Annotated in this window: 14 protein-coding genes; 4 read left to right on the forward strand and 10 right to left on the reverse strand. The window is 54.1% G+C overall.

Translation table 11 applies throughout. The features are described from left to right. Nucleotides 1-8: 8 nt before the first annotated feature. From asnS to CRO33_RS19840, 3 genes are all read left to right on the forward strand, one after another. Complete coding sequence (asnS, locus tag CRO33_RS19830) at nucleotides 9-1,409, forward strand: asparagine--tRNA ligase (RefSeq protein WP_034820510.1); 1,401 nt, start codon at nucleotides 9-11, stop codon at nucleotides 1,407-1,409. A gap of 300 nt (nucleotides 1,410-1,709) precedes the next feature. Continuing rightward, complete coding sequence (gene ompC, locus CRO33_RS19835) at nucleotides 1,710-2,816, forward strand: porin OmpC (RefSeq protein WP_097119311.1); 1,107 nt, start codon at nucleotides 1,710-1,712, stop codon at nucleotides 2,814-2,816. Between the two features lie 198 nt (nucleotides 2,817-3,014). Continuing rightward, nucleotides 3,015-4,205, forward strand: a complete 1,191-nt coding sequence (locus CRO33_RS19840) for an amino acid aminotransferase (RefSeq protein ID WP_097119312.1) — start codon at nucleotides 3,015-3,017, stop codon at nucleotides 4,203-4,205. Nucleotides 4,206-4,247: 42 nt separating this feature from the next. Here CRO33_RS19840 and CRO33_RS19845 read toward each other — a convergent pair whose 3' ends face one another. The 7 genes from CRO33_RS19845 to cmoM form a co-directional block, all read right to left on the reverse strand. Further along, on the reverse strand, nucleotides 4,248-4,877 hold the full coding sequence (locus CRO33_RS19845) for an MBL fold metallo-hydrolase (RefSeq protein WP_097119313.1): 630 nt from the start codon (nucleotides 4,875-4,877) through the stop codon (nucleotides 4,248-4,250). Nucleotides 4,878-4,913: 36 nt separating this feature from the next. Continuing rightward, nucleotides 4,914-5,465: a YcbK family protein gene (locus CRO33_RS19850; protein WP_034820522.1), complete on the reverse strand. Its 552-nt coding sequence runs from the start codon at nucleotides 5,463-5,465 to the stop codon at nucleotides 4,914-4,916. Between the two features lie 188 nt (nucleotides 5,466-5,653). Continuing rightward, nucleotides 5,654-7,444, reverse strand: coding sequence for a L,D-transpeptidase (gene ldtD / locus CRO33_RS19855; protein ID WP_441339622.1), 1,791 nt, complete (start codon nucleotides 7,442-7,444; stop codon nucleotides 5,654-5,656). A 180-nt stretch (nucleotides 7,445-7,624) separates the two neighbouring features. Then, a complete protein-coding gene (gene mukB / locus CRO33_RS19860) occupies nucleotides 7,625-12,091 on the reverse strand; it encodes a chromosome partition protein MukB (protein WP_097119315.1) in 4,467 nt (1,488 codons plus the stop codon). Continuing rightward, nucleotides 12,088-12,822 (reverse strand): chromosome partition protein MukE, encoded by a 735-nt coding sequence (gene mukE / locus CRO33_RS19865; RefSeq protein WP_097119316.1) that lies wholly within the window; start codon nucleotides 12,820-12,822, stop codon nucleotides 12,088-12,090. Before mukE ends, mukB begins: the two co-directional genes overlap by 4 nt. Beyond that, the gene (mukF, locus tag CRO33_RS19870; RefSeq protein WP_097119317.1) at nucleotides 12,803-14,125 is read right to left on the reverse strand and encodes a chromosome partition protein MukF; all 1,323 of its coding nucleotides are present in this window, start codon (nucleotides 14,123-14,125) and stop codon (nucleotides 12,803-12,805) included. The genes mukE and mukF overlap by 20 nt, the downstream gene beginning before the upstream one ends. 11 nt (nucleotides 14,126-14,136) lie before the next feature. After that, on the reverse strand, nucleotides 14,137-14,910 hold the full coding sequence (cmoM, locus tag CRO33_RS19875) for a tRNA uridine 5-oxyacetic acid(34) methyltransferase CmoM (protein WP_097119318.1): 774 nt from the start codon (nucleotides 14,908-14,910) through the stop codon (nucleotides 14,137-14,139). Nucleotides 14,911-15,034: 124 nt separating this feature from the next. Between cmoM and elyC the strand changes: the two genes are divergently transcribed. Continuing rightward, complete coding sequence (gene elyC, locus CRO33_RS19880; protein ID WP_097119319.1) at nucleotides 15,035-15,820, forward strand: envelope biogenesis factor ElyC; 786 nt, start codon at nucleotides 15,035-15,037, stop codon at nucleotides 15,818-15,820. On the opposite strand, the gene CRO33_RS19885 is transcribed toward elyC, so the two are convergent. From CRO33_RS19885 to CRO33_RS19895, 3 genes are all read right to left on the reverse strand, one after another. After that, nucleotides 15,800-16,693: a YcbJ family phosphotransferase gene (locus CRO33_RS19885; RefSeq protein WP_097119320.1), complete on the reverse strand. Its 894-nt coding sequence runs from the start codon at nucleotides 16,691-16,693 to the stop codon at nucleotides 15,800-15,802. The two genes, elyC and CRO33_RS19885, sit on opposite strands and share 21 nt — an antisense overlap. A 110-nt stretch (nucleotides 16,694-16,803) precedes the next feature. Further along, nucleotides 16,804-17,553 (reverse strand): 3-deoxy-manno-octulosonate cytidylyltransferase, encoded by a 750-nt coding sequence (gene kdsB / locus CRO33_RS19890; protein ID WP_034820546.1) that lies wholly within the window; start codon nucleotides 17,551-17,553, stop codon nucleotides 16,804-16,806. After that, a complete protein-coding gene (locus CRO33_RS19895) occupies nucleotides 17,550-17,732 on the reverse strand; it encodes a Trm112 family protein (RefSeq protein WP_007887424.1) in 183 nt (60 codons plus the stop codon). The genes kdsB and CRO33_RS19895 overlap by 4 nt, the downstream gene beginning before the upstream one ends. Nucleotides 17,733-17,771: the final 39 nt, after the last annotated feature.

Genomic DNA, 17,771 nt, shown 5'->3' on the forward strand with positions numbered 1-17,771 from the left:
AGATATTTATGAGCGTAGTGCCTGTAGCGGATGTACTGCACGGCCGTGTCGCGGTTGACAGTGAGGTCACCGTACGTGGTTGGGTGCGTACCCGAAGAGATTCCAAAGCCGGTCTTTCCTTTATCGCCGTTTATGACGGTTCCTGCTTTAATCCCGTTCAGGCCGTCGTCAATAATTCTCTGAATAATTATCAGGATGAAGTGCTGCGTCTGACCACGGGCTGTTCTGTGATTGTCACCGGTAAAGTGGTGGAATCACCGGGCGAAGGCCAGGCCTTTGAACTGCAGGCGACCAACGTAGAAGTCACCGGCTGGGTAGACGATCCGGATACCTATCCCATGGCGGCAAAACGCCACAGTATCGAATACCTGCGTGAAGTCGCACACTTGCGTCCGCGCACCAATCTGGTCGGTGCCGTAGCGCGTACACGTCATACTCTGGCGCAGGCGCTGCATCGCTTCTTCCACGAAAATGGCTATTTCTGGGTTTCTACCCCGCTGATCACCGCATCGGATACAGAAGGTGCGGGCGAGATGTTCCGCGTCTCTACGCTGGACATGGAAAACCTGCCGCGCGATCCGCAGGGCAAAGTTGACTACGACAAAGATTTCTTTGGTAAAGAAGCCTTCCTGACCGTTTCTGGCCAGCTGAATGCTGAGACTTATGCCTGTGCATTGTCAAAAGTCTATACCTTTGGCCCGACCTTCCGCGCAGAAAACTCCAACACCAGCCGTCACTTAGCGGAATTCTGGATGCTGGAACCGGAAGTCGCTTTCGCTAACCTTGACGACGCTGCTGCACTGGCTGAGGCCATGCTGAAGTATGTGTTCAAGGCGGTGCTTGAAGAGCGTGCTGACGACATGGCGTTCTTTGCTGAACGCGTAGACAAAGATGCGATTGCGCGCTTAGAACGTTTTGTCACAACCGATTTCGCCCAGGTAGACTACACCGATGCCGTCGACATTCTGCTGAAAAGCGGTCAGACGTTTGAAAACCCAGTGTCATGGGGTGTGGATCTCTCCTCCGAGCACGAACGTTATCTGGCGGAGAAACACTTCAAAGCGCCGGTGGTGGTGAAGAACTATCCGAAAGACATCAAAGCGTTCTACATGCGCATGAATGAAGATGGCAAAACCGTTGCAGCGATGGATGTCCTGGCGCCGGGCATTGGCGAGATCATCGGTGGTTCACAGCGTGAAGAGCGTCTGGATGTACTGGATGCGCGTCTGGCTGAAATGGGTCTGAATAAAGAAGATTATTGGTGGTATCGTGACCTTCGTCGTTACGGCACCGTGCCACATGCTGGCTTTGGATTGGGTTTTGAACGATTAATTGCCTATGTCACCGGCGTACAAAATGTAAGGGATGTTATCCCCTTCCCACGTACTCCACGTAACGCTAATTTCTAAAATTCGCGATTAAATATAAGTAATTCATATATATAACGAGGTCGGCCTAGCCGGCCTTTTTTTATTTTTGTAAATTTTGAGTTCTCTCACAAAGTTCCCGATATTTTACAAATTGTAATACAAAATTTCTTTTTGATACTTAATTGCGAGATTTGAATCATTTTCGGGCTAGAAATAGCAACCCTGTGATGGAAAGATGCGTGCAGACACAGGAGACATCAAACTTCTTTCAAGGTTCCCGTAAAGGTTTCTTGACGGCAGTGGCAGATGTCCAAATAACTCCAATGAGGGTAATAAAAAATGATGAAGCGCAACATTCTTGCAGTGGTTATCCCTGCTCTGTTAGCTGCAGGCGCAGCAAACGCAGCAGAAATCTATAACAAAGACGGCAACAAACTGGATCTGTACGGTAAAGTTGATGCGCGTCACACTTTCTCTGACAACGCTGGCAGCGACGGCGATGCCACTTATGTACGCTTCGGTTTCAAGGGTGAAACTCAGATCAATGACCAACTGACCGGTTACGGCCAGTGGGAATACAACGTCCAGGCTAACAACACCGAAGGTGCTGACGCGCAAGACGGCAACAAAACCCGTCTGGGCTTTGCTGGTCTGAAATTTGGTGACGCAGGTTCATTCGACTACGGTCGTAACTATGGCGTTATCTATGATGCAATGTCTTACACTGACCAGCTGCCAGTATTTGGTGACGATACCCTGTATCAGGATAACGACAACTTCATGATTGGTCGTTCAAGTGGTCTGGCAACTTACCGTAACAGCAACTTCTTTGGTCTGGTTAACGGCTTGAGCTTCGCTGTACAGTATCAGGGTAAGAACGAAGGTTCTCGTGACCCACTGGCACAGAACGGTGACGGCTGGGGTACTTCTGTAGCTTATGACACTGGCATGGGTATTAGCGCTGTAGGTTCTTACTTCTCTGCAGACCGTACTAATGCACAGGTTGCTGACGGTAACGGCGACAAAGCTGACGCATACGCTTTCGGTCTGAAATATGACGCGAACAACGTATACCTGGCAGCCTTCTACGGTGAGTCAAACAACACCACCGCTTACGGCAGCACCGCACGTCAAGTTGCTAACAAAACTCAGAACTTTGAAGTGGTTGCACAGTATCAGTTCGACTTCGGTCTGCGTCCATCTATTGCTTACCTGCAGTCTAAAGGTAAGGACCTGAACGGTAACACCGCTAACGGTGCTACCTTCGCTGGCGGCGATGCTGATCTGGTTAAATACATCGAAATCGGTACTTACTACTACTTCAACAAAAACATGTCTACCTATGTTGATTACAAAATCAACCTGCTGGACGACAACAACTATACCCGTGCTCAGGGCGTAAGCACTGACGACGTGGTTGGTGTTGGCCTGCAATACCAGTTCTAATCTTCGATTAGAGACTTGTTTTGCTTAAAAACGGAGCCTTCGGGCTCCGTTTTGCTTTTCAGTGATCAGCTTCTCAATTAGCGCCACTACTTTATACACGCGGCTTATTTCTTTTTTATGTCAGCGGTTGGCAAGCGTATCATCTGACGCTAACCTGATAGCTCATTTCGCTAAAGTTCACCCAAACGGAACTGACTCATGTTTGAATCGATCTCTGCCGCACCCGCCGATCCTATTCTGGGACTGGCTGACCTGTTTCGCGCCGACGACCGCCCGAATAAAATCAACCTTGGCATTGGTGTCTATAAAGATGAAACCGGTAAAACACCGGTACTCACCAGTGTTAAAAAAGCTGAGCAGTATCTGCTGGAAAATGAAACCACCAAAAATTATCTGAGCATTGATGGTCTGGCCGACTTTGCTCGCTGCACTCAGGAATTGCTGTTCGGCAAAGAGAGCGCGCTGATTTCAGCGGGCCGCGCGTGCACAGCACAAACTCCAGGCGGCACCGGTGCATTGCGCGTCGCTGCGGATTTCCTCGCGACGCAGACCAATGTGAAGCGTGTGTGGGTAAGCAACCCTAGCTGGCCGAACCACAAAAACGTATTCAACGCGGCGGGTCTGGAAGTTTGTGATTACCAGTATTACGACGCGGCCAACCATAGCCTCGATTTCGCAGGCATGGTCGCTTCGTTGCAGGAAGCCAAAGCCGGCGACGTGGTTCTTTTCCACGGCTGCTGCCACAACCCGACTGGCGTCGATCCTTCCGCGGACCAATGGCTACAGCTGGCGAAGCTGTCCCAGGAAAAAGGTTGGCTGCCGCTGTTCGACTTCGCTTACCAGGGCTTTGCACGCGGTCTGGATGAAGATGCCGAGGGCCTGCGTATTTTCGCCGCGTCTCATCAGGAGCTGATTGTTGCCAGCTCTTACTCCAAGAACTTTGGCCTGTACAACGAGCGTGTCGGTGCACTGACGCTGGTTGCCGCCAACAGCGATGTCGCGAAAACCGCCTTTAGCCAGGTGAAATACAGCATCCGTGCTAACTACTCTAACCCACCGTCACACGGTGCCGCTGTGGTCGCCACCATCCTCGGTAACGACGCGTTGCGTACCATCTGGGTGCAGGAGCTGACAGACATGCGTCAGCGCATCCAGCGCATGCGTCAGCTGTTCGTGAATACCCTGGCAGAGAAAGGCGCGAAACAGGACTTCAGCTTTATCATTAAGCAGAATGGCATGTTTTCGTTTAGCGGCCTGACCAAAGATCAGGTTGTGCGCCTGCGTGACGAGTTCGGCGTGTATGCCGTTAACTCTGGTCGTGTGAACGTGGCCGGGATGACGCCAGACAATATGTCTGCGCTCTGTGAAGCGATTGTCGCTGTACTTTAAACAAGTCAGTAGAATGAGAAATGGGCCTTAATGGCCCATTTTTTATTGCAGGAACGGATTACTGATACGCTCCCGACCCAAGGTGGAAATCGGACCGTGGCCCGGCACAAAGGTCACATCATCACCCAGCGGTAACAGCTTAGTGTTAATCGCATTGATTAAATCGCTGTGGCTGCCCTGCGGGAAATCGGTACGTCCGACACCGCCATTGAAAATCACATCACCCGATATCAATAAGCGCCCAGCCCGGTCAAAGAAAACAATGTGTCCCGGCGTATGACCCGGGCACAGCAGCACTTCCAGCGTGACATTGCCAACCTGAACCGTTTCGCCCTCTTCCAGCCAGCGATCCGGCGCCAGTGGCGCACATTCCGGCAGGCCAAACATACGGCTTTGCGTCGGCAAATTATCCAGCCAGAACGCATCCAGCTTGTGAGGGCCAACAATAGGAATTTGATAGTGTGCGGCGAGTTCAGCGGCGGCCCCCACATGATCAAGATGACCATGCGTCAGCAGAATTTGCGCGGGGGTTAATCCCCGCTCAGCTAATACGGCAATAATCGTCTCGGCATCGCCGCCGGGATCCACCAGCGCCGCCTGCTGAGTTTCGTCATCCCAGATGACCGAGCAGTTTTGAGAAAAGGCCGTAACCGGAATAATGTGGTAATTCATAGCGCTCCATGACCGACACACGCAGCGCTGCCGGTATCAGGACCAGTGCCTTGCAGGCCCGGTATCTATGTGTACGAAGTTGCTGCGCGGGTAATATCCTACACCACCGGCGCGCATAGATAACGCCGCTTTGCGAACATTGCTCAATGAAATTCCCTCGATATGGAAATCCATCGCCTGCCCTTTGGTGTGATAACTGTGTTTGGCCACGCCAGGACCCGATTCGCGCAGCATGTTGTTAGTGGCCAGCGTACGGTAGCCTGAGATCAGCTGCACCGGTTTGCGGGTGTTGAGCACCATCTGTAAGCGATAGAGCTGATCAAACAGATGCGGATCGATGTGTTTCACTTGATTGGCGCGGTAATCACGGAAGAAGTGATTTAAGCGGGCTAACTCATCCTTGTCATAACTCTTGCCGTTAAAAAACTCCGTTTTAAGGGTTTCACCGGTGTGAAGGTTATTAAGCGTCAATACTCGGGGGCGCGAGGTGGAAAGCGAAGCCAGCGCTGAACCAGGAAGCAGAGACAAACCTGCCGCTGCGCCTCCAATCAGGAGCAATCGACGACGTTGAGAATCAAAATTAGCCATGTAGCGGGGTTACCTAATCTAAAGCGATAAAAAAATGTGTAAAAAGTACACAAGGCCGAACAGTAACCGCAGCCTGGAGGTCAGTCAACCCGCAATGTGTCACAGAATGACCAAAACCCGCGCAAAACCGAAATTTTGCGACGAGCCCTGATCTTTTCGAAGAGAGGTGAAATCCGGCAAATCAATGACTAGAGGAGAAGTTTTCCTGCTTTTGACAGAACCTGGCTACCGGAGCGCGCAGGGTTATCATAATTGTAAATATCTGTACGATATTGCGGCTGTCCATCCGCCGCGACCCATGCGGTTAAATAATAGAGATTAACCGGGATGCGGTGGCGAATCGGCACATAGCGCGTGTCGCCCTGTTTCAGCGTGTCGGTGATGCGGCTGTCATTCCAACCCACATCCTGCAGCAGCAGGTCGGCCAGTTCAGAGGCCTTATTCACGCGCACACAACCAGAGCTCAGTGCGCGAATATCGCGCTGGAACAAGCCATGGTTAGGCGTGTCGTGCAAATAGATGGCATCGGAACTCGGCATATTAAACTTATATCGACCCAGCGAGTTCATCGCGCCCGGCGCCTGACGAATGCGATACGGGAAACTGGCTGCAGAAACCATATGCCAGTCAATCATCGACGGATCGATCACTTCGGCATCCGCACTCCAGCCCGACAGTAAGGTATAGCCGTGCTTGTAGAGGTATCCGGGATCCTGTTTGACCTTCGGCACGATATCCTGACGCACCAAAGTGGTAGGTACATTCCACGGTGGATTGAGCACCACATTGTTCAACGCACTGCGCATCAGTGGCGTTTTACGATCGGGACGACCGACAATCACCCGCGATGACAAAATCGTGGCTCCGTTGTTGTAATAGGTGAGTGAATAGTTGGGAATGTTCACCATAATGCCGTTATGCATATCATCCGGCAGCAGACGCAGGCGCTGGATATTCAGTGCCAGTAACGATGCGCGCATCTGCGGTGACACATTCAACCACTCACGCGTGCGAGGGCCTATCGCCCCATCATCCGCCAGACCTTGCCAGTGCTGGAAGCGTTTTACCCCTTCCACCAGCGCGGCGTCATACACATTGTCGCCAGCAGGCGTGGCATTCGCCACCACGTTGCCGGTTGCAGCTGGTGCCTGTGCAGACAAATCATTGACGCTGGCCGCCGATGGACTCACCGCGATCGGCTGATTGCTCTGGCTGACCGGCACAGGTGCTGTCGGCACGGCATCATCAGCTGGCGTCGGTGTGCTGCTGTGCGTTGCGGCAGTCAGCATGCCGGTCCGCTGCAAAATCTCTCTGAGCGCAGGCACATCGTTGCTAATTTGGCCGGGGCGGAGCGTCCCGCTGTCGCGCAGTTGTGGCCATGGACGGTTATCGGTCAGCAGCGCTTTGAGCGCACTGTGCATCGGCGCATATTGAGGATGTTGCGGTGCCAGCGAGATGATAAACGCGCGACTGCCACCACCGTTTACCGCATTTTGCCACTGGTTAATGGCAGCTACGCCCGGCATCGTCAATTTGTAGGGAACATTACTGTACAGCCAGGTTTCACCCTGCGTCGGCACATTAGCGACAAACTGCAAATAGCCTAACATGGCATCGCTCAGCACGATGTCGCGCGCCATGCCGGTAATCGTGGGATTAGTCAGTAATTCAACCCAACGAGTAAACTGTGGCTGGACGCCGGAAAGCGCCACCTCCGCCAACTGTTGCTGGAAAGCCTGCACCGCTTGCTGATCCTGCCAGAGTGGCGCCATATTACGCGCGGCGTAGATACCGGCTAAACCCGGCAGATAGAAAGGCTGCTGACTGGGGCTAAAAGCCTGCTGAATTTGATGCTGACTCGCCGCCACTGACATGGCGCTATGTGAAGTTCCGGGTAAAGCGGCAATGATCGCGGCATGGCTGGTGGCCAGCGGCGACAATACCAGTGAAACACTGAGTGCGAGTACCGCACGATTCATTCTGCTTCTTCTATTCAGCCACATCCCTGCCCCCTTCTCACCTAAGACACAGCGCCCTGTTTTCGCTATGTACAGCCTTACTCTTATTGTTGAGTATACAAATAAAAAACGGCATCTGCCTCAGTGTGCAGATGCCGCTTACAGATTAAACGGTGCGCTGTTTTTTAACCAGATTCAGCGTCAGGTATTTTCTGTTTCTAAATCGATATCACTGGTGTCGCGTTTTGCTGGCACAGGATCTGCCGAGAATCCACGCAGCCCCACCACATGCACGTGTTCAGTGTTGTTAAACACTTTACGCACCAGCTTGTAGGTGGTGCCTTTCTCCGGGCTGATGTTCTCTGGCGCAGCAATCACCAGCTGCATCTCCAGACGCTCACACAGTTCGAACAGGGTGGCGATGGAGCGGGCATCGAGACGCGCCGCTTCATCAAGGAACAGCAGTCGGCATGGCGAAATATCTTTACCGCGCAGACGACGTGATTCCTCTTCCCAGCTTTGCACCACCATCACCAGAATTGACATACCGGTACCGATCGCTTCACCGGTCGACAACGCTCCACTCTCTGCGCGCAGCCAGCCATCGGAGCCGCGGTTCACTTCCACTTCCATCTCAAGATAGTTGCGGTAGTCGAGCAGCTCTTCACCGATGGTTTGTGGTGTGCGCTGCCCCATATCAATTTGTGGATTCAGACGTTGATAGAGTTTCGCCAGCGCTTCGGAGAAGGTCAGACGATTGCTGGTAAACAGATCCTGATGCGCTTCATGTTCTTCAGACAAGGTATCGAGCAGCGTAGAGTGCGCTTCACGCACGTTAACATTCAGACGTACACTGCGCACCTGACCAAAGCTCACGGCCTGCAAGCCCTGGTTCAGCTGACGAATACGATTCTGCTCACGCTGAATGGTTTTACGAATGATATTCGCCGCGCTGCGTGAACTGATGGCCAGCGTCTGCTCGCGTGCCGTCAGCTCTTCCGTCAGACGATTCAGCTCAATCTCCATCTGCTCGATGGCTTCAACCGGATCGTCAGTACGAATGATGTCCTGACGAATACGTTCGCGCAGATGCTGATACACTGCGATAAAGAACTGTACTTTGCGTTCTGGACATTTTGGATCTTCCGACATGCGCAGCACATCACGCAGATGTTCGTTATCCGCCACCGCCAGACGCAGTGCACCCAATGCCTTATCCGACATTGAACGCAGTTCATCTCCGCCCAGATAGGCCATCTCACGACGATGCAGGCGACGCTCCATGCCGTTCTCTTTGACCAGACGCAGCACCGTACACCAGCCTGCTTTAGCGCTGACGACCTGCTCACGAATCTGGTGATAATCACGCTCCAGCTTGCGCAGTTTCTTCTGCAGGCCGTCCATTTCGGCTTCGCAGAACGTGAGCTGTTTCTCCAGCTGATTACGACGAGCACGGTTATGGCTTAATGCGGTATAAAGTTCGTCGCGTCGGGCGCGGGCGCGCTCTTCGGCGCTGGCATCGGCATGCACGCCGATATCCTGCATCTCCTGCTGCAACTCTTTCAGCATGTCACGCTTGGCGTCATAGGAACTTTTCAGTGATGCCAGCACTTGTGAATATTGTGTCAGCTGCGCCTGATGTTCGCGCAGACGTTCACGCGCACGACTGCGCTCACCCTCCGCCTGATCCAGACGCTGGCGCAGTTTTTCATTGAGATCGCTGTTGCCGGTCAGCATGCCGGCAGAATCTTCATAGCTAAAGTGGGCGCGACGTTGCACCACCTCCGTCAGGGCAAAGGCCTGCTGACGCGCATCACGCTGCTGCTGCTGTGCTTGCTGGTAATCGCGCTCCAGCTGATCATGCTGCTGCGGATCGCTTTGCAACACCGACACCAGCGGCTCCAGCTTGCTGATTTTAGCGCCATGCTGATGCAGGAAGCGCGCCGCTTCCTGAGCTTCTTCGACGCGTTCACGGATCTCTTCGCAGCGATCGCCAAGTGAATCATCCAACAGCAGATTCACGCGTGGCAGCAGGCGGTTGAGCTGGCTGACGCCCTCTTTAGCCTGTTCAAACTGGGCACGCTGCTGCTGGTTATCATTCTCATGCTGTGCCAGACCCCGTTCCAGCTCGCCACGACGGATGTTTAGCTGGCGGATCAGCGCTTCAGGATCCTCATCAAAGGCCACCGCTAAATGGCTACCGATAAAGCGGCTGAAGGATTGATGCAAGCGCTGCGTTTTCTGCACGTCAAAGGACAAAGTGGCAAACCGTTCTGCCAGCTGGTCGCGTTCATTGTTCAGCAGTTCCAGCTGGTTTTCACGCGCAGCGCGGCCAAACAGCGGCACTTTAGGGAAGCGGGAGTAGCGCCATTGACGCTCAGCCACTTTCACTACCACGGCGTTTTCCAACTCATCAACACTGAAGACGCTGTCATCAAACGCCTGCGGATCCCCTTCAATCAGATAGAGGTCTTCCGGGCAATCCTCCAGGCCATCCAACAGTTCACGCACCAGAGATAAATCGGGTACCACAATCGCATGACGCGATGGGCCATACAGCGCCGAGAAGTACGGTGCGTCATCCAGTGTGACGTCATCGTAAATTTCCGACAGCAGTACGCCGCCAAATCGTTCCGCCAGTTGCGTCAGGCGAGCATCTTCCGCACCACCAGGTTGACTTAAACGCTCGATCTGCTGCTCGACTTCACGTTTACGTGCCGCCACATTGTCACGTTCAACGGTGGTTTCACGCTCACGTTCCAGCAACTGCTGCATGAACTCAGTGATCTGCTGGCTGTTAGTCAGCGCCTGACCCGTTTGCTCGCTAAGCTGCGTCAGGATTTCCTGCGCGGCCAGCCAATGTGGCGCACGCGCCGTCAGTGCAGTGATGCGTTCACGCAGCTGTTCCAGTTCCTGGCGCATCAGCATGCGGCGTTCACCGGCATCGGACACGCTTTCGTTCAGCTGTTCAATCTGTGCTTCCAGCTCGCGCTGCAGCCCTTCCAGCGCGTCGGCATCGTACTGTTGCCCCTGACGCTTGCAGAAATCGGCTAACAGGCGCTCGGCATCATGCTGCTCGCGCAGGCGAGTTTCCAGCTCATTGAGACGCAGGCGCAGCGAAGAGAGCTGATCGGCATGATGACGCTGGTTAGCCGCATCACGCAGTAAGTCGCGTCCCACTTGCCATGCATCCTGACGGCTCACTTCTCCGGCAATGCTGGTCACCAGCGCTAAGGCCTGCTCAAACTGGCTGTGCGCCGCTTCGGCCACGCTGAGTTTCTGTTCCAGACGCAAAAGCTGCTCAGTGGCTTCTTCTTCGCGTGCCTGGAAGGTTTCCTGCCACTCCGTTGCATTATCGATGGTCAGATCGGGCAACTGACACTGCGCGCGCGCTTTATCCAGCGCCTGCAACGCTTGCTGATACTGAATGGCCCGCGTTTGTTGCACATCGAGTGCCTGCTGGAAATCGGCTAACTGGCTTTTCAGCTCATCCACTTCAATTTCAGCCGCTTCGGCACGCGCTTCATTCTCTTCCTGCACTTCACGGGCTTCCGCCACCACTTCATTCTGTTCTTCGAGGCGGTAAGTCAGCTCTTCGAGATCGGCATCATAGCGCTCGATCTTCTCCTGCTGACGCATGGCTGTCTGGACCAGATTCAGGTGATCGCTGGCGCCTTGATAGTCAGTTTCCAGATCGCTTTCTGCACCGTTGTGCTCAGAAAGTTCACGCGCCATTTCGATGTGGCGATACTGCTCCGAAGCCAACTGGTTACGGCTGGTAAACAGCTCATTGCGCAGTTGCAGTGCCCCATCGAGATGAATGCGACGCTCGTTGGCGTGACGCATATAATCTGCCGACACATAGCTGGTGGCTTCAGAGATCAAATGCTTAAACAGGTCGCGATCGGACTGCGTAACGCGAATCGCTTCCAGCGTCATGCGGTTTTCACGCAGCGCGGCTTCCATATCCTGGAAGGCTTTGCGCACGCCACCATTTTCTGGCAACAGATAATCACGCAGTGAACGGGTGATAGCGCTGGAGATACCGCCGTACAGCGAGGCTTCAATCAGACGATAGAACTTACTGCGGTCGCTGGCGGTGCGCAGACGACGCGGCACCACGCCCAGCTCGAACAGGACGGCGTGGTAATCCGTAACCGAGTTGTACTGACGGAACTGCACGCCTTCCTGCGCTTCAACGCGTTCTTTCACTTCCGCCAGCGGTAATACGCGCGCCTGGCGGCTGTTAAGGATTTCGGTCAGCATATCGGTCGGCTGCGAATCGGTCGGCAGGCCATGAATACTGAAGGGTTTGATATCGACTTTTTTATCGCGTCCAGCAACCTGTTGCAGACGCACGCCGACCACCACGCGCTGATGGCGCGAATTGACCACATCCAGCACCGCATAGCAGACACCCGCGCGCAGTTTACCGTGCAGACCTTTATCGCGAGAGCCCGAGGTGGCCCCCGCTTCGGTGGTGTTACGGAAATGCAGCAAGGTGAGGTCGGGGATCAGCGCCGTGACAAAAGCCGCCATGGTGGTGGATTTACCCGCACCGTTACCGCCGGAGAGCGTGGTCACCAGCTCATCGAGATCAAAGGTACGGGCAAAGAAGCCGTTCCAGTTGATCAGCGTTAGCGAACGAAACTTACCGCGTTCAATCATTCCTGTTCATCCTCCGCGTTATCATTCGCATCGCTTTCAACGTCATTGTCGTTATCTGCATCATCACTCTCGTTGGCCGCGGCTTTGTTCTCCAGCATCATGGCTTCGCCGTCGCGGATCAGACGCAGCTGTGCTTCACGCGCATCGTCACCGCTGCGCACATCCGCACCGAAGCGGAACACCGACTCCATGATGCGGAACTTGCTGCTGTCGTTGCCCGTGTACCACACCATACCTAAGCGGCGCAGGCGGCTGATCGAAGCACGCATTTTTTCCTGCAGCTTGGCACGATCCAGGTCAGAACCGGTCGAACGCTGGTTTACCAGCTTGAGCAGTTTGCTCTCATCCGCCAGTGACAGCAGTTCGTCATACAGCTCCTGCTGGGTGAAAATCCCCTCATTGGCCAGACGCTCCGGGCTGAGGTAGAGGTAACACAGGATCTTACCGACCATCATATCCAGCTCGGACAGCACCGAGCGTGGAATCAGCGTGGTGGAACGTGGACGCAGATAGAAGAAACCTTCCGGCGCGCGCATCAGCTCAACGTTGTAGCGCGCATAAAACTCTTCCAGGTACTCCTGGTAATCCATCAGAAAAGCGTGATTATCCAGTTCTTCAATACCAATGTGGCGTCCCGCGCGTAACTGGCTATCGAGCGCCGGGAAAATCGGGTTTGCCAGTGCCAACGCCAGTTTAACTGGCATCACTTGTTCAATATTTGTCGATGACATGTGCCTGCACCTTGGCTCCGTAATCATTAATAGTCTGCCATTCTGCCGGCAGACCGGCTAAATCAGCTTCGGCGACACCGAGGCGTACTGCCTGATCGATGACGATACGCGCCAAATCAAAGTGGCGCGCACGCGGGTATTCCGCCAGATAATCGCGCATCACCGTAGCGAGATGGAGCGGCTTTTGCTCCAGCTTATAAATCTGCAATGCTTCTTCGATCATCGCGGCAAGCTGCTCACGAATCTCGTTAAACTCTTCGTACTCCATCTCTGGCGGCAGTTCGCCCATCACCTCATCATTACGCAGCGTCATCTCTTCATCGCGCATATCGTAAAGACGGTCGGCATTCGCGTAGGTCAATGCCCAAGGCTGGTCGAAGTAGTTCTGCACCGACAGGCGTAAACGTTGCGCGAAGACGCGGTTCTTATCCATGTCGATAGCGGTACGGATAAATTTATGTACGTGGCGGTCGTAGCCAATCCACAAATCGATGGCCTGCTGACCCCAACTGATGATGCGGTCCAGCTTATTTTGCAGGTCAAACACCAGCTTATCGACAAAGCCCAAGTCGGGGCTGCTCAGCGTAGCATCCTGAATGCGCAACAGATTGGCCTGCAATTTGTCACCCGCCGCTTCCAGCGTATCCTGCAGTTCACGCAGTGTGCCGGAGGTTTCGGACAGCAGCAGTTCACAGCTTGAAATCGCGGCACGCCAGTCTTTGTTGAGCAGGTCCGCAATATCGGTTTTCACCGCTTGTTGCTGCTCATCCATCAGACGTTGCGTCATGTCGATGCTGTCAAAAATCTCGGCCACGGAATATTTCAGCGGGGCAAAGACATTGCGATGCCAGTGGAATTCATCACCGTCTTCTTCAGCGGCATCCGCAGCGCGCTTCAGTTCCTGCGCCACAATCGACAGCTGCATTGACAGGCGCAGCGTGGAAAATTCACGCTGGCGAATGTAGTAGTCGGTAATGCCGATGGCCAGCGGCGTCAGACGGTAAATCGCGTGGCCTTCAGTGAGCTCACTGGTAAAGCGATTGAGCAGACGCTGACGCACCATGTCATTGATGGCGTTGTTGGCACGCACCTGCACGGTTTCATGGGTTTGCTCAAAGGCTTTACTGACGTGACGAAACGCATCGATCAGTTCACCTTCACTCATTTCACCGTCCATGCGCTCACCGTTTAAGGTGGCGATAGCCAGCAAAAAGGCCAGACGTTCTACCGGCAACGCAAGTGAAAAGTCATTCTTGCGCGCCCATGCCACCAATTCGGGGACCGTCTGGGAAAATTCGCTCATAGTTGATCCTTCTACCTGGGTTTGCGCGCGGTCACGTGGATATAGCGCCCTAAACTTAAAAAGGGCTCCTGACGACAGTAGCGCCGTTCCATCTCAATAATCTCTTCAACGCTTTTGACGACGCCGGGCGGTGGCGGTTTCATGTAATCACAAAACACGCGAATGCCTGCACGCTGTTCAATTTCAAAGCCCGCATCACTTAACCAGCGATTGACGTCCTGAGGATCGCGCGGGAAATCCGGTGACAGCGTACGCTTTTTGCGTTTGGTCATATTGGCACGCAGATAGCCGAAATTGCCGAGTTGCAGGGTGCGGAACATCAGGGCATGCGCATTGTAAAACATCAACGACAGCACGCCACCGGGCTTCAGCGTGTGCCACAAGGCACGCAGCACCACTTCCGGTTCTGCCACCCACTCCAGCACAGCGTGAAACAATACCAGATCAACCGGCTGATCCAAATGTTCGCCCACCTGCTGCGCGCTAATTTGTTTGAATTGCATGTTGTGGCTCACACCCTCGGTGTGCGCATGCGCTTCAGCCAGCTTTAACATCTCCGCGGAGAGATCGCACAACAGCACCTGATGGCCACGTGCCGCTAATCCACAGGAGATTTGTCCTACGCCACCGCCGGCATCCAGCACTGACAGTGCGCCTTCAGGCAGTGTCGGTAACAGCGCATCCAGTTCGTCCCACAGGATCGCCTGCCGTACCTGCCCTTTGCGGGTGCCATAAATGTTCTGCGAAAATTTGTCCGCCAGATCGTCAAAGTTACGATCCTGCATGATGATGGCTCCACTGTGCTGCATTCAACTTGTGCTATTTTGTCACAGGCTCAACAAGAATGAACCTTTCACGCCACAGTAACTGTCTGGCTGCTGTTTTTTCGGACAAAAGGAGCAAATTTCGATGTTTTTTGCCTTAAAGAAATGGATTGGCGCGATGTTATTACCTTTACCACTGCTGTTGTTGCTCATGGCAGTAGGACTTTTACTTCTCTGGTTTAGCCGTTGGCAAAAAGGCGGCAAAATCCTGATCTCTCTGAGTTGGCTGCTGCTTTTATTGCTCAGCTTGCAACCCGTTGCCGATCGTCTGTTGCGCCCCATCGAACAGCATTATCCAACCTGGAACGGTAGCGAACCGGTGGATTATATCGTCGTGCTGGGCGGTGGCTACACCTTCAATCCGAATTGGGCACCAAGTTCTAATTTGCTCAACAACAGCCTGCCGCGCGTAACAGAAGGTGTGCGCCAATGGCGTCGGAATCCACAAGCAAAAATGATTTTCACTGGCGCTGCTGCTGGATACAACCCCCGCAGCAACGCCAGCGTGGCGGCAGAGGTAGCCGAAAGTCTGGGAGTGCCACGGTCGGCGATTATCACGCTGGACCAACCACATGATACGGGCGAAGAAGCGCTGGCCGTCAAACAAACTATCGGCAATCACCCTTTCCTGCTGGTCTCATCGGCGAACCACTTGCCACGTGCAATGCATTTTTTCCTGAGCGCAGGTCTGAACCCCATCGCCGCACCGGCCAATCAGCTCGCGATTACCTCGCCAATCAGCGCCTGGGACCGCATGTTGCCATCGCCAATGTGGCTGGGTCACAGTGAACGTGCGATTTATGAAACCCTGGGCCAGATTTGGCAACGGCTGCGTGGCGATGATTTGCTGTCATCCGAGCCAGGGAAGTAACTGCTCGCGGGCATGATCAAAGCGCGGACGGTCAAACTGTCCGCTGCTTACCAACGTATCGACACAATCCCATAGCTGATACAGCCAGCGCCGCCAGATAAAGCCTTCAGAAACCGGCGCGCGTTGCAGGTAATGCTGCAGCAGTGAGGCTTCAGCCCCGCTATCTGCCAGCCGGATTAATTCATACTCACGCGGAGCCCAGAGAATATTGCCTGGCTGCATCATCGCTACCAGTTGGTCACTGCGTGCATCTTTCAGCATGCTGGATAAACGCAGGTTGCCGTGCATCAGCACGCAGGGATCGTCGAAGTCTTTGAAGAGATGAGTTAACTGCTGTCGGCTGCGGTACAGGATCTGCCGATCTTCCAATGTGAAAAATGGCGGTGACAGATAGCCCAACGTGGCCCACAGCACCTCGATGCGCTGGCGATACCAGGCTGGCCAGTTGTTTTCCTGGACACTATCAACCCTTCCCACTAATCCGTGGCTGTCGATACGGTGCCAGCCGAGTACACCCTCGACAATTTGCTCACACAGTTGCTCCCAGCGCACGGCGGTGCGCGCTGGCGCTTCGGCGGAGACGCCATTGAATCGCGCCATCAGTAGCATTTCATGTACCGGCGGCTGCTGACTCAGCACCAGGCCAAAAACCGCAGGTACTGTGACCAGTCCATCATGGCCCAACATGGTGAGTTTTTTGGCTTCCAGCGCCGCACGGCCTTGATGACGAAAATACTTCGCCACCAGCGGCATCGGTTTACCGTCGTTGTCATAGAGTGCGTACAGCCGCGACTGCGCCTGTTCGCTAATGGTTTCGAGGCGGCTGATACCTTCACCCAGTATCAACGTCAGTTCTGAACGGAGCTGTTCCATGCGTTATCCTCCGCAGTCAATTTACTTCACTATCCTGGAGGTCATGGTGGCGCGAAACTTAGCGCCAGATCAAACTTTATGGCCAGCGCGAGCGGCTGGCCGGTCGGGCTTTACCCCTGCATGGCCGCACGAACACGGACCAGATCCTCTGGTGTGTCCACGCCAACACTTGGCACGGTTTGCGCTACGGCAACGTGAATCTTCTCGCCGTACCACAGCACGCGCAACTGCTCCAGCAATTCAATGTGCTCTAACGGGCAAGGTTCCCACGCAATGTAACGACGGATAAAGCCAGCGCGATAGGCGTAAATGCCAATGTGACGCAGCAAAGTGTCACCAATCTGTTCGCGCGATTTCGCATAGCGCTCGCGATCCCATGGAATGGTGGCGCGTGAGAAATAAAGCGCATAGCCTTTCGCGTCCATCACCACTTTAACCGCATTGGGGTTAAACGCTTCTTCAGCGTCGGTAATCGGCACGGCTAATGTCGCCATCCCTGCATCAGCCTGCGCCAGATTATCGGCGACCTGACGTACGATTTCTGCCGGAATCATCGGCTCGTCGCCCTGCACGTTGACGATAATGGTGTCATCGGCAAACTGATATTTCTCAATCACTTCTGCCAGGCGCTCGGTGCCCGACTGGTGATCCGCGCGCGTCATGCACACTTCGCCACCGGCAGCGGTTACCGCTGCAGCAACCTCGGGGTGATCGGTCGCCACAATTACGCGATCGGCGCCCGACTCGCGTGCGCGCTCCATCACGTGTATCACCATCGGTTTACCGTGAATATCCACCAGCGGTTTGCCGGGCAGGCGCGTTGATGCATAACGCGCCGGAATGATGGCGACGAAACTCATGGATGGATCTCTTCAACAGACAGCGTACGCGCTTCCACTTCGAGCAATACCGGAATGCCATCGCGCACCGGGTAAGCCAGGCCGTCTGGTTTACAAATCAGCTCCTGCTGCTCTTTGTTGAAATACAGTTTTCCGTTGCAAACCGGACAGGCAACAATCTCAAGTAAACGGTGATCCATAATTTTCTCCTTTCAGCACCGATTTGTCAGGCGCCTAGC

Origin of the sequence: Pantoea sp. GL120224-02 (genome assembly GCF_900215395.1) — a bacterium.
GTDB classification, from domain to species: Bacteria; Pseudomonadota; Gammaproteobacteria; order Enterobacterales; family Enterobacteriaceae; genus Pantoea; species Pantoea communis.